This window comes from Pseudomonas sp. PvP028, from assembly GCF_017832255.1.
GTDB lineage: Bacteria > Pseudomonadota > Gammaproteobacteria > Pseudomonadales > Pseudomonadaceae > Aquipseudomonas > Aquipseudomonas syringae.
The window spans coordinates 1,776,462-1,798,037 of sequence record NZ_JAFIBL010000001.1; the positions used below are offsets into that span (position 1 = coordinate 1,776,462).

Here is a 21,576-nt window from a genome sequence, read left to right on the forward strand (position 1 = left end):
ATGAACTCCGTTTGAATACGGACAGAAAAATGAACGTCCGCTACTTAAAACCTGAAATGCTCTGTGCCTGCAATTGCTGGCTCAGTGCCTGTACCTGTGGGTCCTGAAAAAAAGCCCTCAGTCTGGCCGCACGACCAGGACCAATGCCTGGCTCTGCTTGCCATTGCTCAACGCTACGGTCAGCCAGTTCGTGCCAGTTGTCGGGCAGTCTGGCGCCTCCCGTGGGCGGCAGTCCGATGGCCTTGAGCCATGTCTGAAACGGCCGTTCGCGTGCGGTTTGCAGGCTGTCGAGCAGTTTAGCGCTACTGCGTTCAGCGAAGCCGGGAATGTTAACAAGCTCAGCATGATTCAGGGTCATCCAATCGAGTAAGCCCATTATTTGGCCGTTCTCGATAAGCGTGTTCCAGGTCCCCGGACCAACGCCGGGCAACGCCAGGCCTTTCTTGCCGCTGAGCCATGCCAGTCTGGCGCGGAACTGGCTTTCACAGCCTGGTGTGGCTTGCCAGCAGCTCAGTTCATGAAAGTCGTCGGCTCGTGGAATGATCATGTCAGCTCGTTCAGCAGCACGGGACACCACGCCATCGAGTCGTGGAATCGTCAGCCCGGCCAGGCTCACGGCGACCTGATCGCCAGGCCTGATATCCAGTGTTTGCCAGCGCTGCAGCGAGCCCGTGCTGATGCGGCTGACGGTACGGTCGTCAAGGCGTACCGGGGTCAGCTCCAGCACCGGCGTAATCCTGCCACTGCGGCCGATCTTGAAGTTGACATTGCGCACCTCGGCCAGCGCCTGGGCGTAGGGATGTTTCCAGGCGGCAATCCAGTAAGGCGCACTGGCTTGCCAGCGTTGCGCGGGTGGACGTTGACCCTGGCGCATGATCACACCGTCCGTGGCGAACGGCAGGGGATTGCGATACCAATGCTCGCGCCATCGTGCGGCCTGGGCGTAGTTTTGCAGTGGATGCGTATAGGCCGCGCTGTCCTCAAAACCCATGGCTTGCAGGCCTGCGAGACGTTGCGCCATATCGGCCGGCCCGTTCGGCCAGTCCCAGACAAACAGCCCGATGGCGTCGGCTTGCTGCGGGCTGATCGTCTGCCGCGCCAGTAATCCTGCGACCTTGCTGCGCGCGTTGACGCTGCCGGATGCTGACTGAATGTGGTCGTCCAGCCGCCAGTACAGCTCGCCTTGCAGTACCGGGGATTCAGCCTGGGGCAGTTGTTGAGGAATGGTTTCGATCAGTCGCGCCTGCGAGGTCCAGTCCTGCCCCTTGCGCCCATCACCACGACTGATCGCCTGCACAAGCTGGCCTTTTTCATAGACCAGCGTGACGGCTACGCCATCGACCTTGGGTTGAATCCACAGATCGTTGCGGCCCTTGAGCCAGTCCTTGACGCTACCTTCGTCGGCCAGCTTGTTGACCCCCGTGTGCGGAACGGGATGAGGCAACGGGCCGACTGCTGTCTTCAGCGGATTGGACTCGGGGCTGGAAACGGCAAGGCACGAGCGCCACAGGCTCAGCTTCTGCCGCGCCTGATCGTAGAGCTCATCCGGGATTTGCGAAATGCCCTGCCGGTGGTAGCTGTCATCCCACGCGGCAATCTGCTGTTGCAAGGCCGTGACCTCGCTGTGCGCCTTGGCTGTAGGCCAGTCAGGGCATTGGCTGGCATGGCCGAGGCCGGGCAGAAGAAACACAAGAGCACACGTCATCAGGCGAAAGGTTGGCAGCATCGAAGCATCCTTGCTTTAGGAATGGGCCCGATGAGGCTAGTCGTTGTCGCGTGGTGATGGGGTAGGGCTTGGTTACCGGGTTTTGCGATGGAGCAGGGCGGCATGTCCACGTAGAGTGCTCAGTGGCTGCACCGGCGTCTTCGTGAGCAAGCTCACTCCCACAGGAGTTTGGTACGCATTGCTCTTGCCGAAGGGCATGTCCACGCAGGGTGCTCAGTGACTGCGCCGGCCTTTTCGTGAGCAAGACTTGTGTATAGCGATGAGCGCGGAGCCTGGGCACGATAGTGTTCTCCCGCCTGGCTCTCATTCCTCACGCTCCAGCGTGGTAATGCCTTGCGTGACGCTCTGCGTCACAAGTCTGCGGCGCGCCGCATTTTCTTGATCGGACTCGGACCGTCCATATCTCCAGACGAAAAAAAGCCCCGAAACGACCAGGTCGTCCGGGGCTTTTTTCTGGGTTTTTACAGGCCGGCAGCTGCGCGCAGGGCGTCGGCGCGGTCGGTTTTTTCCCAGGTGAAGGCGGTGAAGGTGTCATCGCCAACGGTCATTTCGACCGGGGTACGACCGAAGTGGCCGTAGGCTGCAGTGGCCTGGTACATCGGGTGCAGCAGGTCGAGCATGGTAGTGATTGCGTAAGGACGCAGGTCGAAGTTGTCGCGGACCAGCTTGATGATCTTGTCATCGGACAGCTTGCCGGTGCCGAACGTGTTCAGCGAGATCGAGGTCGGTTGAGCGACGCCGATGGCGTAGGACACCTGGATTTCGCAACGCTCGGCCAGGCCGGCAGCGACGATGTTCTTGGCGACGTAACGACCGGCGTAGGCGGCCGAACGGTCAACCTTCGATGGGTCCTTGCCGGAGAATGCACCGCCACCGTGACGGGCCATGCCGCCGTAGGTGTCGACGATGATCTTGCGGCCGGTCAGACCGCAGTCGCCTACCGGGCCACCGATGATGAAGTTGCCGGTCGGGTTGATGTGGAACTGGGTGTCCTTGTGCAGCAGGTGCGCGGGGATGACGTGCTTGACGATCAGCTCCATCACGCCTTCGCGCAGGTCCTTGTACGACACATCCGGGTTGTGCTGGGTCGACAGGACGATGGCGTCGACGCCGACCACCTTGCCATTTTCGTAACGGCAGGTAACCTGGGATTTGGCATCCGGGCGCAGCCACGGCAGCAGGCCGGATTTACGCGCTTCGGCCTGACGCTGCACCAACTGGTGGGAGAAGGTGATCGGTGCTGGCATCAGCACGTCGGTCTCGTTGCTGGCATAGCCGAACATCAGGCCCTGGTCGCCAGCACCCTGATCTTCAGGTTTGCTGCGGTCAACGCCCTGGGCGATGTCTACCGACTGCTTGCCGATGATGTTCATCACGCCACAGGTGGCGCCGTCGAAACCGACGTCGGAGCTGTTGTAGCCGATGTCGAGGATGACGTTACGCACGATGTCTTCCAGATCGACCCAGGCCGAAGTCGACACTTCGCCAGCGATGATCGCCACACCGGTCTTGACCAGTGTTTCGCACGCCACACGGGCGTATTTGTCTTCAGCGATGATGGCGTCCAGAACCGCGTCGGAAATCTGGTCGGCGATCTTGTCCGGATGCCCTTCGGACACGGACTCGGAGGTGAAAAGTGAGTATTCGCTCATCTCTACGGGTTTCCTTCATTTTACCGATGGTGAGTGTCGCCAGCCGGTCGCTGAAAATGGCGAACCTGGATCTGGAAACCATTACGTAAGCCTACATAGAGGCTTTCCCCGGGAACTAGCCCCGCAGCGATGGCCCAACGGGCCAAGTCTTCATGCTCGAAACCTAACCAGAGATCGCCACAGGCCTCCCTGGCCCAACTCTGGTCATGACTACACAATTCTGTTACCAGCAGGCTACCGCCGGGTTTTACATGTTCGGCCAGTTGCTTCAAGGCTTCGGCCGGTACCGCGAAATGATGCAGCACCATGTTGAGGACGACGCAATCGGCGCTGACTTTAGCGTCGGTCAGTGCATCGGCCAGCCTCAGCTCAACGTTAGCCAGTGCCTTGCGCTCGCAGACGCCACGCGCCAGGTCGAGCATCACCGGACTGTTGTCCATCGCGATGACCTGAGCGAAGCGTCGCGCCAGCTCAGGGAGGAAGCCGCCGTCACCGGGGCCTACTTCCAGAGCGGTTGCCTGGGCGCCGAAGCTCAGTTTGTCGAGCAAGGTCAGCAGGCTTTCGCTGTACTGCGCCAAACCGGCGATCAGGTCCTGCTGGGCACGAAACTTTTCTGCGGTACGGGCGAAAAAATCCTGGCTGGCCAATGCCCGTTGCCGATGCACCAGGCCAATACGGCTTTGTACGTCGTCCGGCAAGTCCAGCGTATCCACTTCATCGAGCAGCGCCGCATGCAGCCTGCCACCCGGCAACTCGGTATGGGGCAGGGCGCGCCGGTAGAAAATCGCGTTGCCTTCACGCCGTGTCGCGACCAGATCAGCCTGCGCCAGCACCTTGAGGTGATGACTCATGCCGGACTGGCCGATGGCGAAAATCTGCGCCAGTTCCAGCACGCCGAACGAGTCGTTGGTCAGCACACGCAGCACATTCAGCCGCAAGGGATCGCCGCCGGCCTTGCACAATGCAGAGAGGTCGTCGCATGCATCATGGCGAATGGCAGGTACACGCAGGTTCATAGCTGCGCAGTCTAGAGAGCGATCCAGAGTGTCGCAAGGGCAATATCAAAAAGTTTTGATATTGCTGGATGGATGGCGCCGGTCAGGCGTTGTGAACTTGTCGTGCAGACGGGTGATCCAGTCTTTGCGTGGCAAATAATGTCCGCAACCCCGGAAAAAAGCCTATGGTCGTCTATCTGTGATTGCCCCCGGCCTGTCCGTGAGGGAAAATAGCCTTCTTTTTCTCAATCCTATTTCTTAATTCCCAGGAGATCAGCGATGCCAAGCCGTCGTGAGCGTGCCAACGCTATTCGTGCCCTCAGCATGGATGCCGTGCAAAAAGCCAACAGCGGCCATCCGGGTGCCCCCATGGGCATGGCGGATATCGCCGAGGTTCTTTGGCGCGATTATATGAAACACAACCCGGCAAACCCTTCGTTTGCCGACCGTGACCGGTTCATCATGTCCAACGGCCACGGCTCGATGCTGGTCTACTCGTTGCTGCACCTGACCGGCTACGACCTTTCCATTGACGACCTGAAAAACTTCCGTCAATTGCACAGCCGTACTCCAGGCCACCCGGAATACGGTTACACGCCTGGCGTCGAGACCACCACCGGTCCGCTGGGTCAGGGCTTTGCCAACGCCGTCGGTTTCGCTGCTGCCGAGAAAACGCTTGCCGCGCAGTTCAACCGTGCAGGCCACTCCATCGTCGATCACCATACCTACGTGTTCATGGGCGATGGCTGCATGATGGAAGGTATTTCCCACGAAGCGGCCTCGCTGGCCGGTACGTTGCAACTGAACAAGCTGATCGCGTTCTACGACGACAACGGCATCTCCATCGATGGTGAAGTGGAAGGCTGGTTCACCGACGATACGCCGAAGCGTTTCGAGTCCTACGGCTGGTTGGTGATCCGCAATGTCGACGGTCATGACCCTGAAGAAATCAAGACGGCCATCGAAACCGCTCGCAAGAGCGATCAGCCAACGCTGATCTGCTGCAAGACCACCATCGGTTTCGGTTCGCCGAACAAGCAGGGCAAGGAAGAGTCCCACGGTGCGCCGCTGGGTGCTGACGAAATCGCCCTGACCCGTGCTGCACTGAAGTGGAACTACGGTCCTTTCGAAATCCCGGCTGACATCTATGCCGAGTGGAACGGGAGGGAAAAAGGCCTGGCTGCCGAAGCCGAGTGGGATCAGCGTTTTGCTGATTATTCCGCCGCCTTCCCGGAGCTGGCCAACGATTTCATTCGCCGCATGAGTGGGCAGTTGCCTGCTGATTTCGCCGAAAAATCAGCGGCTTATGTCGCCGAAGTCAACGCCAAGGGCGAAACCATCGCCAGCCGCAAGGCCAGCCAGAACGCGCTGGGAGCACTGGGCCCGTTGCTGCCTGAAATTCTGGGTGGTTCGGCTGACCTTGCCGGGTCCAACCTGACCATCTGGAAAGGCTGCAAGAGCATCACCGGCGAAGACCCTAACGGCAACTACCTGCATTACGGTGTTCGCGAGTTCGGCATGGGCGCCATGATGAACGGCATCGCCCTGCACGGCGGCTTCGTGCCTTACGGCGCAACCTTCCTGATCTTCATGGAATATGCGCGCAACGCGGTGCGTATGGCCTCGTTGATGAAGAAGCGCGTGATCTATGTATTCACCCACGACTCCATCGGTCTGGGCGAAGACGGCCCGACTCACCAGCCGATCGAGCAGTTGACCAGCCTGCGTACCACGCCGAACCTGGACACCTGGCGCCCTGCGGATGCCGTGGAATCGGCCGTGGCCTGGAAACACGCTATCGAGCGTGACGATGGCCCGTCGGCACTGATCTTCTCCCGTCAGAACCTGACTCACCAGGCGCGTGACGAGAAGCAACTGTCGTACATCGCGCGTGGCGGCTACGTGCTGCGTGATTGCGCGGCCGAGCCTGAGCTGATCCTGATCGCAACCGGTTCGGAAGTCGGTCTGGCTGTGCAGGCTTACGACAAGCTGACCGAGCAGGGTCGCAACGTGCGCGTGGTGTCCATGCCATGCACCAGCATTTTCGAAGCTCAGGATGCTGCGTACAAGCAGGCAGTGCTGCCGTTGCAGGTCAGCGCGCGTATTGCGATCGAAGCGGCTCATGCCGACTACTGGTACAAATACGTCGGCCTGGAAGGGCGCGTGATCGGCATGACCACCTTCGGCGAGTCGGCCCCTGCGCCAGCGCTGTTCGAAGAGTTCGGGTTCACGCTGGAAAACGTCCTGAGCACTGCTGAAGAACTGCTGGAAGACTGATCAACTGCCTCATGGTTGGTAGTTGATTTTGTGGGAGCGACCGGGGCGGATCGCCGCACCGGCCGCTCCCACAGGCTTTATCGTTTGCGCAATCAGATCCAGCCCCTGGCGAAAATTTCATGCCCCAGCCCCGCCCTTACAAAGTTGCTCTGAACGGCTACGGCCGTATTGGTCGTTGTGTCGTTCGCGCGCTGTGCGAGCGAGGGGCCAAGGCCGGGTTTGAAGTGGTTGCCATCAATGATCTGGCCGACATGGCCAGTCTTGAATACCTCACGCGCTTTGACTCCACACACGGCCGGTTCCCCGGCGAAGTGAGGGTTGAAGGGCAATACCTGCACATCAATGACCACCGGATCAAGGTGCTGCGCAGTGCGACGCCGGAAGGCATAGACTGGGCCGGTCTGGAAGTCGATCTGGTGCTTGAGTGCTCCGGCGTCTACAACACTCGCGAAGACGGCCTGCGCTTTCTGGAGGCCGGTGCGCCGCGGGTGCTGTTTTCCCAGCCGATGGCCAGCGAACGGGATGTCGATGCCACCGTGGTGTTCGGCATCAACCAGCACAAGCTGACTGGCCGCGAGCTGCTGGTCTCGGCCGCCTCGTGTACCACCAACTGCAGTGTGCCGCTGCTGCGCTTGCTGGACCAGGCCATCGGCCTGGAATACATGACCATCACCACCATCCACTCGGCGATGAACGATCAACCGGTGATCGACGCTTATCATCACGAGGATCTGCGCCGTACCCGCTCGGCCTTCCAATCGATCATTCCGGTATCCACCGGTCTGGCGCGCGGAATCGAACGGCTGCTTCCGGAACTTGCCGGCCGAATTCAGGCCAAAGCTGTTCGCGTGCCGACGGTGAATGTGTCCTGTCTGGACATTACCTTGCAGATGTCGCGAGACACCGATGCCGTGGAGATCAACCGTATCCTGCGCGAGGCCGCCACCAGCGGCCCGCTCAAGGGGCTGCTGGCTTACACTGAATTGCCGCACGCCAGTTGCGATTTCAACCATGATCCGCATTCGGCCATTGTCGATGCGAGTCAGACCCGCGTTTCCGGACCCCGGCTGGTGAATCTGCTGGCCTGGTTCGACAACGAGTGGGGCTTTGCCAATCGAATGCTCGACGTCGCCGATCACTTTCTGCGCGTCGCTGACCAATAACAGTAAAAAAACAGGAATGCTCATGACCGTCTTGAAGATGACCGACCTCGATCTGCAAGGTAAACGTGTACTGATCCGCGAAGACCTCAACGTCCCGGTAAAGGACGGCGTGGTCAGCAGTGATGCACGTATCCTCGCTTCGCTGCCGACCATCAGGCTGGCGTTGGAAAAGGGCGCGGCCGTCATGGTCTGCTCGCACCTTGGCCGCCCGACAGAGGGTGAGTTTTCTGCCGAGAACAGCCTCAAGCCGGTTGCCGACTACCTGAGCAAGGCGCTGGGTCGTGACGTTCCTCTGGTTGCCGATTACCTGAACGGCGTCGACGTGAAGGCCGGTGATGTCGTCCTGTTCGAGAACGTTCGCTTCAACAAGGGCGAGAAAAAGAACACCGACGAGCTGGCGCAGCAATACGCAGCGCTGTGCGACGTGTTCGTGATGGATGCCTTCGGCACCGCGCACCGTGCCGAGGGTTCTACTCACGGCGTGGCCAAATTCGCCAAAGTGGCCGCCGCAGGTCCGCTGCTGGCCGCCGAACTCGAAGCACTGGGCAAGGCCCTGGGCGCTCCGGCTCAGCCGATGACCGCCATCGTGGCCGGCTCCAAGGTCTCCACCAAGCTGGACGTGCTCAACAGCCTGAGCGGCATCTGCAATCAGTTGATCGTCGGCGGCGGCATCGCCAACACCTTCCTGGCTGCGGCCGGTCACAAGGTCGGTAAATCGCTGTACGAACCTGATCTGCTCGACACCGCACGCGCCATCGCCGCCAAAGTCAGCGTGCCGTTGCCGACTGACGTGGTGGTTGCCAAAGAATTCGCCGAAAGCGCTGCCGCTACCGTCAAACTGATCGGTGAGGTCGCCGATGACGACATGATTCTCGATATCGGCCCGCAGACTGCTGCGCATTTCGCCGAATTACTGAAATCTTCCGGGACTATCCTGTGGAACGGTCCGGTCGGCGTGTTTGAGTTCGATCAGTTCGGTGAAGGCACTAAAACGCTGGCCAAGGCCATCGCTGAAAGCCAGGCGTTCTCCATCGCGGGTGGCGGCGACACGCTGGCAGCCATCGACAAGTATGGTGTTGCGCAAAAGATTTCCTACATTTCGACCGGTGGCGGTGCGTTCCTCGAGTTCGTGGAAGGCAAGGTTCTGCCAGCGGTGGAAGTGCTCGAACAACGCGCCAAGGCTTGAGTGAAAGCTTTGGACAAGGAGTGGTCAATGGTCAGGGCGTTACCGTGGTTTCTCATCGCAGGTTTACTGGCCGGTTGCGCGGGCAAGCCTGCGGCTGAAGAGGTGGAGAGCGACTCCCCGACTCAACCGCTCCAGCTAAGCTGCTATCAGGCGGGCTGGCAGGCAGAAACGGTGCCGGTGGTCTACAAGCGTGGCGGTCCGGAGGTTTGGGATCGTTATGAATTCATGCCGCGGACCGGCAATGTAGGCTGTCTGTGAGCCAGGTCTGAAACCCGTTGGCAACATTGACGGGCTTCAGCGGTCTTTAAAGGGTGGATATTTTTCCGCGAAAGGAGTTTCGCCATGAAGATCGCTGCCCTGGCTCTGATGAGCTGCATTGTACTGGCTGGTTGTACCGGTTCTGGCTCGCGTGCCAAGACCTGTCAGATATTCAGCCCGGCCGCCGTGAATGTGCCGACGACTGAAAACAGTCAACGGGTCGAGGCACATGTCACCGGTGAGCCGGCCGATGACCGAAATCAGGAACAGAACTGCCCCTGACAGTTGAAACGACCGGCACGTGCCGCGTTTCGCAGGGCAGCCAGGAGACGTAATGAAAGGCGTGATTGCCCTTGGGGTTTTGGCAGTGCTTGGCGGTTGTTCGAGCATGAGTTCACCGCAGCAGAATGACCCCTGGAATCGCTGGGTATGCGACAGCAATGCAGAGGTCAACTGGCGCTACATCGACTCGGCCAAGAAGGAAGTCGATGTGCGTCTGAATCAGAGCGATCAGGTGTTCAGGCTCAAGGCCGAACCCGGCGCTGCCAGCGGTACGCTGTACAGCAACAATGTGTTGGCATTCGTCAACAAGGGTAGCGAGGGCCTGATTTACTGGGACGCTACCAACGATCTGATCGGTCGCGGCTGCAAGGCCAGATAAGTCGGATCTCGGGCACACACGCACGGCCTCGCGGCTGAGCTTATAACTTGAATGGCAGCCGCCACTACGGCAGGCTTGCTCGACTAACGACCCTACCGGGAGAGAAACAGACAATGGCACTTATCAGCATGCGCCAGATGTTGGACCACGCAGCCGAATTCGGCTACGGCGTTCCAGCTTTCAACGTAAACAACCTGGAACAGATGCGCGCCATTATGGAAGCGGCCGACAAGACCGACTCCCCGGTGATCGTTCAGGCTTCTGCCGGTGCCCGCAAATACGCCGGTGCGCCGTTTCTGCGCCACCTGATCCTCGCCGCGATCGAAGAATTTCCGCACATCCCGGTGGTTATGCACCAGGACCACGGCACCAGCCCTGACATCTGCCAGCGCTCGATCCAGCTGGGTTTCAGCTCGGTCATGATGGACGGCTCGCTGCGTGAAGACGGCAAGTCCCCAGCCGATTACGACTACAACGTCGACGTTACCCGTCGCGTGGTGTCTTTCGCTCACGCCTGCGGCGTTTCGGTGGAAGGCGAGCTGGGCGTGCTGGGTTCGCTGGAAACCGGCATGGCCGGTGAAGAAGACGGGGTTGGCGCGGAAGGCGTTCTGGATCACAGCCAGATGCTGACCGACCCGGAAGAGGCCGCTGACTTCGTCAAGCGCACTCAGGTCGATGCTTTGGCCATCGCCATCGGCACCAGCCACGGCGCTTACAAGTTCACCAAGCCGCCTACCGGCGACATCTTGGCGATCGAGCGTATCAAAGAGATCCACAAGCGCATCCCCAACACTCACCTGGTGATGCACGGTTCTTCTTCCGTTCCACAGGAATGGCTGAAGATCATCAACGAGTTCGGCGGCGACATCAAAGAAACCTACGGTGTGCCGGTCGAAGAAATCGTTGAAGGCATCAAGCATGGCGTGCGTAAGGTCAACATCGACACCGACCTGCGTCTGGCCTCGACCGGTGCCATCCGTGAATTCATGGCCAAAAACCCGAGCGAGTTCGACCCGCGCAAATACTTGGCCAAGACTGTTTCGGCCATGCGTGACGTCTGTATCGCCCGTTATGAAGCGTTCGGCACCGCTGGCAACGCCTCGAAGATCAAACCGATCTCCCTGGACGCCATGTTCGAACGCTACGCGCGTGGCGAACTGGATGCCAAGGTCAACTGAGTTGACTGAGCATTGAAAAAACCCGCAGAAATGCGGGTTTTTTTATGTCCGGCCAAAAGCACCTGCCAGGCGAATGAATGCTCCGCGCTCATGGTTAGACACAAGTACTGAAGAGCCTGAACAATCTCGCTTCTGCCCGGCGGGCGTAGGAGCGAACTTGTTCGCGAAAGGGCCGGTATATTCTTCGAAAATGCATTTTCTGAACGACCGTCTTCGCGAACAAGTTCGCTCCCACGGCCTCCGGCCAGAATCAAAAGCGGACTTGTGCGTAACGATGGGTACTCCGCGTGGGCATGCGGTTCCGGAAGCTCTTGAAGCTGAAGAGCCTGAGCAATCTCGCTTCTGCCCGGCGGGCGTAGGAGCGAACTTGTTCGCGAAAGGGCCGGTACATTCTCCGAAAATGTATTTTCTGAACGACCGTCTTCGCGAACAAGTTCGCTCCCACGGCCTCCGGTCAGAATCAAAAGCGGACTTGTGCGTAACGATGGGTACTCCGCGTGGGCATGCGGTTCCGGAAGCTCTTGAAGCTGAAGAGCCTGAACAATCTCGCTTCTGCCCGGCGGGCGTAGGAGCGAACTTGTTCGCGAAAAGGCCGATACATTCTCCGAAAATGTATTTTCTGAACGACCGTCTTCGCGAACAAGTTCGCTCCCACGGCCTCCGGCCAGAATCAAAAGCGGACTTGTGCGTAACGATGGGTACTCCGCGTGGGCATGCGGTTCCGGAAGCTCTTGAAGCTGAAGAGCCTGAACAATCTCGCTTCTGCCCGGCGGGCGTAGCGAACTTGTTCGCGAAAAGGCCGGTACATTCTCCGAAAATGCATTTTCTGAACGACCGTCTTCGCGACAAGTTCGCTCCCACGGCCTCCGGCCAGAATCAAAAGCGGACTTGTGCGTAACGATGGGTACTCCGCGTGGGCATGCGGTTCCGGAAGCTCTTGAAGCTGAAGAGCCTGAGCAATCTCGCTTCTGCCCGGCGGGCGTAGGAGCGAACTTGTTCGCGAAAGGGCCGGTACATTCTCCGAAAATGCATTTTCTGAACGACCGTCTTCGCGAACAAGTTCGCTCCCACGGCCTTCGGCCAGAATCAAAAGCGGACTTGTGCGTAACGATGGGTACTCCGCGTGGGCATGCGGTTCCGGAAGCTCTTGAAGCTGAAGAGCCTGAGCAATCTCGCTTCTGCCCGGCGGGCGTAGGAGCGAACTTGTTCGCGAAAGGGCCGGTACATTCTCCGAAAATGCATTTTCTGAACGACCGTCTTCGCGAACAAGTTCGCTCCCACGGCCTTCGGCCAGAATCAAAAGCGGACTTGTGCGTAACGATGGGTACTCCGCGTGGGCATGCGGTTCCGGAAGCTCTTGAAGCTGAAGAGCCTGAGCAATCTCGCTTCTGCCCGGCGGGCGTAGGAGCGAACTTGTTCGCGAAAGGGCCGGTACATTCTCCGAAAATGCATTTTCTGAACGACCGTCTTCGCGAACAAGTTCGCTCCCACGGCCTCCGGTCAGAATCAAAAGCGGACTTGTGCGTAACGATGGGTACTCCGCGTGGGCATGCGGTTCCGGAAGCTCTTGAAGCGTCTAAACGCTCTTCATCACCCCCGCACACGCCGCCTTGTACGCTTCGTGCTGATACTTGTTCAGGGTGTCGGGCAGGACGAAGGTGTGTTTCTTGTTCTGCGCATTGACGGTCTGCGGTGAGATTAGCACCACGTTGCAATCGGACATCAGTTGAAAGATGGTTTCGATCTTGAAAGTGGTCGGGCCGCCAGCGAATTCGCCTTTCTTGCTGCGCTTCTTGATGACCACATGGCTGATGCCGTTTTCACGCACGAAACCGGCAAGTTGCGTGGAGAAGGCTTTGACGTTGGCGGCCTCGTCATCGTCCTCCAGTGCAAGCTTCTTCGTGGCGAGCGGCAAGTGCTCGATGTCGCCATTACGTCGAGTGGCGAGGGCGAAGATGGCTTCGCTGCCTTTGATTTCTACACCGCAAATAATCATGAGAAAACCTGATGAGCTCGTTCATATAAAGAGGCAGGTTATCTCATCGTAGACGTTATTCCTGAGCTATCGACTCCAGATACTCCGAGCGCTCGTCACTCATGCGTGCAACGCAATCGTTTTCACTGATGGTGAAGGCCTTGCTGCCTGCTGCAGAAGGAAAGACTTCAACCGCGCAGTCGGCGTCACGCAGCTTCTCCCAGGCTTGCTGGGCGGTCTTGAGCTTGCTGGTAAAGTCGTTGAACTGCGTCTTGTTGGCAACGAACTGCGACTGAACGCGCTTGAGCAGGTTGTCGAAGTTCTCCTTGAGCAACTGTTCGGCAGTGGTGCGGCTGTAGGCCGAGCATTCAAGGGTCTGCTTGTCGTCCTCGACACCGTCGCACGGCGACGCGTCAGGGTTCTGAGCGGCGTGTACGCCAGTCACAGCCGTCGTCATAAGGGCCAGGGTCAGCAAAAACGTTTTCATCGAGTCGCTCCGATCCATTGATAGGCTCGATTCTGTCTCAAGCGCGAGACATTGAACAGGTTTACGACATCGCACGACGACACGCCGTCCCCCTTTGTCGCATCTTGACGCTTTCGGCAAACCCCCTGTCGTTTTTGCACCCGGTTCCCCTGACCCTCCGGCATATGCTGACCCCATTAGCGCCGACAGCCGATTCGGCGCACCGGAATCAAAAAGGGGACAGCCTGATGAGCCCAGCCGAATTACACGCCGACAGCATCGTTATTGACGGGCTGATCATCGCCAAGTGGAACCGCGAGCTGTTTGAAGACATGCGCAAGGGCGGCCTGACCATGGCCAACTGCACCGTGTCGGTCTGGGAGGGCTTTCAGGCGACCATCAACAGCATCTGCACCAGCCAGAAACTGATGCGCGAAAACAGCGACCTGGTCATGCCCGTTCATACCACTGCCGACATCCGCAAGGCCAAGGAACTGGGCAAGACCGGTATCCTGTTCGGCTTCCAGAACGCGTACGCCTATGAAGACCAAATCGGCTACGTCGAGATCTTCAAGAAGCTCGGCGTGGGCATCGTGCAGATGTGCTACAACACCCAGAATCTGGTGGGCACGGGCTGCTACGAGCGCGACGGCGGGCTGTCGGGTTTCGGTCGTGAGATCGTCGCTGAAATGAACCGCGTCGGGGTGATGTGCGACCTGTCCCACGTCGGCTCGAAAACCTCGGAAGAAGTCATTCTCGAATCGAAAAAGCCGGTCTGCTATTCCCACTGCCTGCCGTCCGGCCTCAAGGAACACCCGCGCAACAAGTCCGACGCCGAACTGAAGTTCATCGCCGACCACGGCGGATTTGTCGGCGTGACCATGTTCGCGCCGTTCCTGGCCAAGGGCATCGAGTCGACCATCGACGATTACGCCGAAGCCATCGAATACGTGATGAACATCGTCGGCGAAGACGCCATCGGCATCGGTACTGACTTCACCCAGGGTCACGGCCAGGAATTTTTCGAGTACCTGACCCACGACAAAGGTTACGCCCGCCGCCTGACCAACTTCGGCAAGATCATCAACCCGCTGGGCATTCGCACCGTGGGGGAGTTTCCCAATCTGACTGAAACGTTGCTCAAGCGCGGTCACTCCGAACGCGTGGTGCGCAAGATCATGGGCGAGAACTGGGTCAACGTTCTGGCCGACGTCTGGGGCGAGTAACCCGCCCGCCATACCTTATCGAATTGAACCCCCACGGCCCTTCGAGCGGTGGGTGTAGCCCGAATCATCTGGAGTTTGACCGCCATGGCTAAAATCGCCCCGCAACTGCCCATCGAAGTCGACAGCGAAACCGGCGTCTGGACCTCCGATGCGTTGCCGATGCTCTACGTGCCACGGCACTTTTTCGTCAACAACCATAGGGGCATCGAGGAGGTGCTGGGCGCCGATGCCTACGCCGACATCCTCTACAAGGCGGGTTACAAATCCGCCTGGCACTGGTGCGAAAAGGAAGCCGAATGCCATGGCCTGGAAGGCGTTGCGGTGTTCGAGCACTACATGAAGCGCCTGTCGCAGCGTGGCTGGGGCCTGTTCAAGATCCAGGACATCGACATCGAGAAAGGCACTGCCAGTGTGAAGCTGGAACACTCCTGTTTCGTGTACGTCTACGGCAAGGTCGGGCGCAAGGTCGATTACATGTTCACCGGCTGGTTCGCCGGGGCCATGGATCAGATCCTCGCTGCCAGCGGCAGCGCTGTGCGCACGGTTGCCGAGCAGGTTTACGGTGGTTCCGAAGAAGGTCATGACGACGGTCTGTTCGTCGTTAAGCCGCTGTAAATCGAGGATCGGGTTATGGCTTTCGAAGCGATGTTCCAGCCGATCCAGATCGGCAAACTCACCATCCGCAATCGCGTGCTGAGCACCGCGCACGCCGAGGTTTACGCCACCGATGGCGGCATGACCACGGATCGTTACGTGAAGTACTACGAGGAGAAAGCCAAGGGCGGCATCGGTCTGGCCATTTGTGGCGGCTCTTCAAGCGTGGCCATCGACAGCCCGCAAAGCTGGTGGAAGTCGGTCAACCTGGCGACCGACAGAATCATCCCGCACTTCCAGAACCTCGCCGACGCCATGCACAAGCATGGCGCCAAGATCATGATCCAGATTACCCACATGGGCCGTCGCTCACGTTGGGATGGCGATCACTGGCCGACCCTGCTGTCGCCATCGGGCATCCGCGAGCCGGTACACCGGGCAACTTGTAAAACCATCGAGCCCGAAGAAATCTGGCGGGTGATCGGCAATTACGCCAGCGCTGCGGCGCGTGCCAAGGCCGGTGGTCTGGACGGCGTCGAGTTGTCGGCGGTGCATCAGCACATGATCGACCAGTTCTGGAGCCCGCGCGTCAACAAGCGTACCGACGAGTGGGGCGGCAGTTTCGAGAACCGCATGCGTTTCGGTCTGGAGGTGATCAAGGCGGTGCGCAAGGAAGTCGGCCCCGACTTCTGTGTGGGGCTGCGCCTCTGCGGCGACGAGTTTCATCCCGATGGCCTCAGCCACGAGGACATGAAACAGATCGCCAAGTATTACGACGACACCGGCATGATCGACTTCATCGGCGTGGTGGGCTCTGGGTGTGACACCCACAACACCCTGGCCAACGTCATTCCCAACATGAGTTATCCACCGGAGCCGTTCCTGCACCTGGCGGCCGGGATCAAGGAAGTGGTCAAGGCCCCGGTGCTGCACGCGCAGAACATCAAGGACCCGAACCAGGCAACCCGAATTCTGGAAGGCGGTTATGTCGACATGGTCGGCATGACCCGTGCGCACATTGCCGATCCGCACCTGATCGCCAAGATCAAGATGGGCCAGATCGATCAGATCAAACAATGCGTCGGCGCCAATTACTGCATCGATCGCCAGTATCAGGGCCTGGATGTGCTGTGCATCCAGAACGCCGCCACGTCCCGCGAATACATGGGCGTGCCGCACATCATCGAGAAATCCGCCGGACCCAGGCGCAAGGTCGTGGTGGTCGGCGCCGGTCCTGCCGGGATGGAAGCTGCGCGCGTCTCTGCAGAACGCGGCCATGACGTGACCCTGTTCGAGAAAAAGGACTTCATCGGCGGGCAGATCACCACCGCATCGAAGGCACCGCAGCGCGACCAGATCGCCGGCATCACGCGCTGGTTCCAGCTGGAGCTGGCGCGCCTGAAAGTCGACCTGCGTCTGGGGACCGCCGCGGATGCGGCAACCATTCTCGACCTGCGCCCGGACATCGTGGTGCTGGCGGTCGGCGGTCATCCGTTTCTGGAGCAGAACGAACACTGGGGGGCCGCTGAAGGCCTGGTGGTCAGCAGTTGGGATGTGCTGGACGGCAAGGTGGCGCCGGGCAAGAACGTGCTGGTCTACGACACGATTTGCGAGTTTACCGGCATGTCGGTGGCCGACTTTCTGGCCGACAAGGGCTGCCAGGTTGAAATCGTCACCGATGACATCAAGCCGGGCGTGGCGATTGGCGGAACCTCGTTCCCGACCTACTACCGCAGCATGTACCCCAAGGAAGTGATCATGACTGGCGACATGATGCTGGAAAAGGTCTATCGCGAGGGCGACAAGCTGGTGGCGGTGCTGGAGAACGAATACACCGGCGCCAAGGAAGAGCGGGTCGTCGATCAGGTAGTGGTGGAAAACGGCGTGCGCCCGGACGAAGCGATCTATTACGCGCTCAAGGAGGGTTCGCGCAACAAGGGCCAGATTGACATCGACGCGCTGTTCGCCATTCAGCCACAGCCATCGTTGAGCCAGCCGGGTGACGGTTACCTGCTGTTTCGTATCGGCGATTGCGTGGCGCAGCGTAATACCCACGCGGCGATCTATGACGGCTTGCGGCTGTGCAAAGACTTTTAAGGCTCGCGGCTTTGATTCTGGCCGCAGGCCGTAGGAGCGAACTCGTTCGCGAATGCGATGGATCAGTCGACATACGGGTTGTCTGATCCACAATTTTGCGAATCAGCGAAGCGTCACCCGGACTGCAAGACCGCTTGGTACCTGGAGCTTCAGATGCTAGACACCCTTCTTCCGATCCTGCTGTTCAGCGCCCTGGCCCTTGCGGCGCTGGGCGCCTGGCGGCGGGTAACCCTGTGGCGCAACGGTCGGTCCTCGAAAGTCGATTGGCTGGGTGGGCTGCTGGCCATGCCCAAGCGTTACATGGTCGATCTGCATCATGTGGTCGCGCGTGACAAATACATCGCCAACACCCACGTGGCCACCGCAGGCGGCGCGGTGGCCTCGATTGTGCTGGCGATTCTGGTGCACGGTTTCGGTCTGCATAATCGCCTGCTTGGCTATGCGCTGCTGTTGATGACGGCGGTGATGTTTGTCGGTGCGGTGTTTGTCTATCTTCGTCGTCTCAACCCGCCTGCGCGTCTGTCGAAAGGGCCGTGGATGCGCCTGCCGAAAAGCCTCATGGCGTTTTCTGCGAGCTTTTTTCTGGTCACGTTGCCGGTGGCGGGCATTCTTCCAGAGCACTTCGGCGGCTGGGTGCTGGTGGTCGTTCTTGGGCTGGGCGTACTGTGGGGCGTGAGCGAACTGTTTTTCGGCATGACCTGGGGCGGGCCGATGAAGCACGCCTTCGCCGGGGCGCTGCACCTGGCCTGGCATCGCCGGGCCGAGCGTTTTGGTGGCGGACGTTCTACGGGCCTGAAACCGCTGGACCTGAACGATCGCAGCGCGCCGCTGGGCGTTGAGAAACCCCAGGATTTCACCTGGAATCAACTGCTGGGCTTCGACGCCTGCGTGCAGTGCGGCAAGTGCGAGGCTGCCTGCCCGGCGTTTGCGGCAGGCCAGCCACTCAACCCCAAAAAGTTGATTCAGGACATGGTGGTCGGCCTTGCCGGTGGCACTGACGCAAAATTTGCGGGCAGTCCGTATCCATCGCTGGACGGCAAAGGCAAGCCGCTGGGCGAGCATGGCGGCAATCCTCATCAACCCATCGTCAACGGGCTGGTGGATGCCGAAACGCTGTGGTCCTGCACCACATGCCGGGCCTGCGTCGAAGAGTGCCCGATGATGATCGAGCACGTCGATGCCATCGTCGATATGCGCCGCCACCTGACCCTCGAAAAAGGCGCAACGCCGAACAAGGGCGCCGAAGTGCTGGACAACCTGATCGCCACCGACAACCCCGGCGGGTTTGCGCCGGGCGGGCGAATGAACTGGGCGGCGGATCTGAACCTGACGCTGCTCAGCGAGAAAAAAACCGTGGATGTGCTGTTCTGGGTGGGTGATGGCGCGTTCGACATGCGTAACCAACGCACCCTGCGCGCGTTCGTCAAAGTCCTCAAGGCGGCCGGTGTGGATTTCGCCGTGCTGGGCCTCGAAGAACGCGACAGCGGCGACGTGGCGCGACGTTTGGGTGATGAAGCGACCTTCCAGACGCTCGCCCGACGCAACATTCAGACCCTGTCCCAGTACAGTTTCCAACGTATCGTGACTTGCGACCCGCACAGCTTTCATGTGCTGAAAAACGAATATGGCGCTTTTGGCGGTGACTATCAGGTGCAGCATCACAGCACCTTCATGGCCGAGCTGGTGCGCAACGGCGCCCTGACGCTGGGCCAGCACAAAGGCGCCAGCGTGACCTATCACGATCCGTGCTACCTGGGCCGTTACAACGGCGAGTACGAGGCGCCGCGTGAAGTGCTGAATGCGCTGGGGATCGAGATCAGGGAAATGCAGCGCTCGGGCTTCCGTTCCCGCTGCTGCGGTGGCGGTGGCGGCGCGCCGATCACTGACATTCCCGGCAGACAACGGATTCCCGACATGCGCATGGACGACATCCGTGAAACGGCTGCCGAGCTGGTCGCGGTAGGTTGTCCACAGTGCACGGCCATGCTCGAAGGCGTTGTCGAACCGCGACCGTTGATCAAGGACATTGCCGAACTGGTGGCCGATGCTCTGATTGAGGACGTTGTCCCCAGCACGCCAACGCCTGCCAAACGTGAACCCGCGGAGGTGCTCTGATGAGTGACATTATCCGCCGTGATCCACGCGCCGAGTGGATCGCCCGAAATCGACTGCACCCACTGCATGCGGCCATGCAGCCGGCGCAAAACAGCTGGATGGGGCCGAACGGCCTGATGCGCAAAAACGTGCATGGTCAGGGTTTTATCGGCCCCAACGGTATCAAGCGCATTGACCGCAGCGGCTTGCAGCAGGGCGGCGCGGTCAAGCGTTCGGTTGCTGCCGATGTGCAGCTGCCGCTGCATACGGTGGCCGAGCCAGCGTTCTATATCACGGTGGTGCCCGATATGGTCGGCGGTCGCCTGAGCAGCCACGACCGCGACTTGCTGGGGCTGGCGCGTCAGTTGGCGGGGGCCGACGGTGCCGTGCTGGCGGTGGTGTTCGGCGAACACAAGGAAGCTGCATTCGACACCGCCGGCGTGGATCGGCTGTTGCTTATCGACGGTGCCGGGTTCGACGGTTATTCACCGGAACAGCGCGTGCAGGGTTTGCGGGCTGTGGATAATCAGTTCAACCCGCGCCATTGGCTGTTGCCGGACAGCCGCAGCGGCGGTGGCGAGCTGGGAAGACGTTTTGCCGCCAGCATCGGCGAGCGACCTGCAACGCGGGTCTGGCAGGTCAAGGACCAATTGTGCATAAGTCGGGCAGGCGCTGGCCGCGAAGACCTGGTCCGGCCTCTGGCGCGCCTGATTCTTGCCGCTGTGGAGTGCGCCGAACCGGTCAGCGAAACCCGCCACGAGGTATTGCCGGTCGAGTTGTCCACAGGCGTGGCGCGCAGTCTGTCGCGTATCGAGGACCTGGGGGCGGTAGCCGTCGATCCCCGAGTTATCCCCATGGCTGAGGCCGAATTCATTCTGTCTGGCGGCAATGGCGTCAGGGACTGGGACCTGTTTCATCAAGCCGCTTCGACACTCGGGGCCACCGAAGGGGCGTCGCGGGTGGCGGTGGACGACGGTTTCATGGGCCGCGAGCGGCAGGTCGGCGCGAGTGGCACCTGGGTGACCGCAAGGGTGTACGTTGCCGTCGGTATTTCTGGGGCCATCCAGCATCTGCAGGGTATCGGCGCCTGTGACAAGGTCATTGCGATCAATCTGGATGCGGGGTGCGACATGGTCAAGCGCGCTGATCTATCGGTCATCGGCGAGAGCGCCGAAGTGCTCACGGCGCTGATCGCCGCAGTCGAAGCCTGGCGCAGCGGAGGTAAACGCGATGCAGCCTGAAGTGTCTGTGGATAAGCATGCGGTACAGATCATCAGTCTGGTGTCCATCGGGGCGCATCCGACATCAGGTCGTGCGCGCCGCGCTGAACAGGATGCGCGGGCCGTCGAGCTCGGTTTGCAATTGGCTGGGGATAACTTGCAGGTGCTGCACGCCGGCAATGCCGAAGAACCGGCGCTGCGTGCTTACCTTGGCATGGGGCTCAACGAGCTGCATGTGCTGGAGCAACCCGAGGGCGCCGATGCGCTGGTTGCGTTGACTGACTACCTCCGGGATTCTGCCGCACAGGTGGTGTTGGCTGGCAGCCAGGCTGAAACCGGTGAAGGGTCGGGCATGCTGCCCTTTCTGTTGGCTGAGAGGCTGGGCTGGCCATTGGTGACCGGTCTGGCTGAAGTCGAGTCGCTGAACAACGGCACCGCGCTGGTCTTGCAGGCTCTGCCTCGCGGCCAGCGTCGCCGGCTGAAGGTTCGTCTGCCGTTTCTGGCCACTGTGGATAACGCAGCTCCCAAACCTCGACAGAGCGCGTTCGGGCCTGCACAGCGTGGCACGCTGGACACCGAAATCGTTCAGGTCGTTGCCGATGAGTTATTGACGCACCAATCGCTGCAGCCCGCCAGACCGCGGCCCAAACGCCTGAAAGTGATCAAGGCCAAGAGCGGCGCGGACCGTATGAAAGCCGCGACTGCCAAGGCCAGTGGCGGCGGGGGCCAGGTGCTTAAGGGGCTGCGCCCTGAAGAGGGCGCAGCCGCGATTCTGAAGCTGTTGATTGATGAGGGCGTCGTAAAGTAA

General features: G+C 60.1%; 18 protein-coding genes. 13 read left to right on the forward strand and 5 right to left on the reverse strand.

From position 1 onward, the window contains the following. Positions 1-40: 40 nt before the first annotated feature. From ligB to JOE34_RS07920, 3 genes are all read right to left on the reverse strand, one after another. Positions 41-1,726 carry an NAD-dependent DNA ligase LigB gene (gene ligB, locus JOE34_RS07910; RefSeq protein ID WP_209995478.1) on the reverse strand — a complete coding sequence of 562 codons (1,686 nt, stop codon included), beginning with the start codon at positions 1,724-1,726 and terminating at the stop codon, positions 41-43. A gap of 461 nt (positions 1,727-2,187) precedes the next feature. Next, on the reverse strand, positions 2,188-3,378 hold the full coding sequence (gene metK, locus JOE34_RS07915; protein ID WP_002555698.1) for a methionine adenosyltransferase: 1,191 nt from the start codon (positions 3,376-3,378) through the stop codon (positions 2,188-2,190). Between the two features lie 20 nt (positions 3,379-3,398). Further along, entirely contained in the window at positions 3,399-4,394 is a 996-nt protein-coding gene (locus tag JOE34_RS07920; protein WP_024662035.1) for a metalloregulator ArsR/SmtB family transcription factor, read from the reverse strand. Between the two features lie 258 nt (positions 4,395-4,652). On the opposite strand from JOE34_RS07920, the gene tkt reads away from it, so the two are divergent. The 7 genes from tkt to fba all read left to right on the forward strand — a co-directional run bounded on the left by tkt (position 4,653) and on the right by fba (position 11,096). Beyond that, complete coding sequence (gene tkt, locus JOE34_RS07925) at positions 4,653-6,650, forward strand: transketolase (protein ID WP_209995487.1); 1,998 nt, start codon at positions 4,653-4,655, stop codon at positions 6,648-6,650. Positions 6,651-6,769: 119 nt separating this feature from the next. Next, the gene (gene epd / locus JOE34_RS07930; protein ID WP_003316356.1) at positions 6,770-7,813 is read left to right on the forward strand and encodes an erythrose-4-phosphate dehydrogenase; all 1,044 of its coding nucleotides are present in this window, start codon (positions 6,770-6,772) and stop codon (positions 7,811-7,813) included. A 22-nt stretch (positions 7,814-7,835) separates the two neighbouring features. Beyond that, the gene (locus JOE34_RS07935) at positions 7,836-8,999 is read left to right on the forward strand and encodes a phosphoglycerate kinase (protein ID WP_004415593.1); all 1,164 of its coding nucleotides are present in this window, start codon (positions 7,836-7,838) and stop codon (positions 8,997-8,999) included. Positions 9,000-9,026: 27 nt separating this feature from the next. Further along, positions 9,027-9,257 (forward strand): lipoprotein, encoded by a 231-nt coding sequence (locus JOE34_RS07940; RefSeq protein WP_003316354.1) that lies wholly within the window; start codon positions 9,027-9,029, stop codon positions 9,255-9,257. 84 nt (positions 9,258-9,341) lie between these two features. Next, the gene (locus JOE34_RS07945) at positions 9,342-9,539 is read left to right on the forward strand and encodes a hypothetical protein (RefSeq protein ID WP_003316353.1); all 198 of its coding nucleotides are present in this window, start codon (positions 9,342-9,344) and stop codon (positions 9,537-9,539) included. A gap of 52 nt (positions 9,540-9,591) precedes the next feature. Continuing rightward, entirely contained in the window at positions 9,592-9,918 is a 327-nt protein-coding gene (locus tag JOE34_RS07950) for an MliC family protein (protein ID WP_003320832.1), read from the forward strand. Between the two features lie 113 nt (positions 9,919-10,031). Continuing rightward, on the forward strand, positions 10,032-11,096 hold the full coding sequence (gene fba / locus JOE34_RS07955; RefSeq protein ID WP_003316351.1) for a class II fructose-bisphosphate aldolase: 1,065 nt from the start codon (positions 10,032-10,034) through the stop codon (positions 11,094-11,096). Between the two features lie 1,576 nt (positions 11,097-12,672). On the opposite strand, the gene JOE34_RS07960 is transcribed toward fba, so the two are convergent. Further along, entirely contained in the window at positions 12,673-13,092 is a 420-nt protein-coding gene (locus JOE34_RS07960; protein WP_032659344.1) for a DUF3010 family protein, read from the reverse strand. 55 nt (positions 13,093-13,147) lie between these two features. Then, positions 13,148-13,558 (reverse strand): lysozyme inhibitor LprI family protein, encoded by a 411-nt coding sequence (locus tag JOE34_RS07965; protein WP_003347277.1) that lies wholly within the window; start codon positions 13,556-13,558, stop codon positions 13,148-13,150. A gap of 227 nt (positions 13,559-13,785) precedes the next feature. On the opposite strand from JOE34_RS07965, the gene JOE34_RS07970 reads away from it, so the two are divergent. The 6 genes from JOE34_RS07970 to JOE34_RS07995 all read left to right on the forward strand — a co-directional run bounded on the left by JOE34_RS07970 (position 13,786) and on the right by JOE34_RS07995 (position 21,576). Then, positions 13,786-14,763, forward strand: a complete 978-nt coding sequence (locus JOE34_RS07970) for a dipeptidase (RefSeq protein WP_209995489.1) — start codon at positions 13,786-13,788, stop codon at positions 14,761-14,763. An 84-nt stretch (positions 14,764-14,847) separates the two neighbouring features. Continuing rightward, positions 14,848-15,378: a DUF5943 domain-containing protein gene (locus tag JOE34_RS07975; protein WP_003393682.1), complete on the forward strand. Its 531-nt coding sequence runs from the start codon at positions 14,848-14,850 to the stop codon at positions 15,376-15,378. A 15-nt stretch (positions 15,379-15,393) separates the two neighbouring features. Next, positions 15,394-17,454, forward strand: coding sequence for a dimethylglycine demethylation protein DgcA (dgcA, locus tag JOE34_RS07980; protein ID WP_004415601.1), 2,061 nt, complete (start codon positions 15,394-15,396; stop codon positions 17,452-17,454). Between the two features lie 153 nt (positions 17,455-17,607). Next, positions 17,608-19,569: a dimethylglycine demethylation protein DgcB gene (gene dgcB / locus JOE34_RS07985; protein WP_209995499.1), complete on the forward strand. Its 1,962-nt coding sequence runs from the start codon at positions 17,608-17,610 to the stop codon at positions 19,567-19,569. Beyond that, entirely contained in the window at positions 19,569-20,789 is a 1,221-nt protein-coding gene (locus JOE34_RS07990) for an electron transfer flavoprotein subunit alpha/FixB family protein (RefSeq protein WP_024665612.1), read from the forward strand. Before dgcB ends, JOE34_RS07990 begins: the two co-directional genes overlap by 1 nt. Further along, positions 20,779-21,576: an electron transfer flavoprotein subunit beta gene (locus JOE34_RS07995; RefSeq protein WP_209995501.1), complete on the forward strand. Its 798-nt coding sequence runs from the start codon at positions 20,779-20,781 to the stop codon at positions 21,574-21,576. Before JOE34_RS07990 ends, JOE34_RS07995 begins: the two co-directional genes overlap by 11 nt.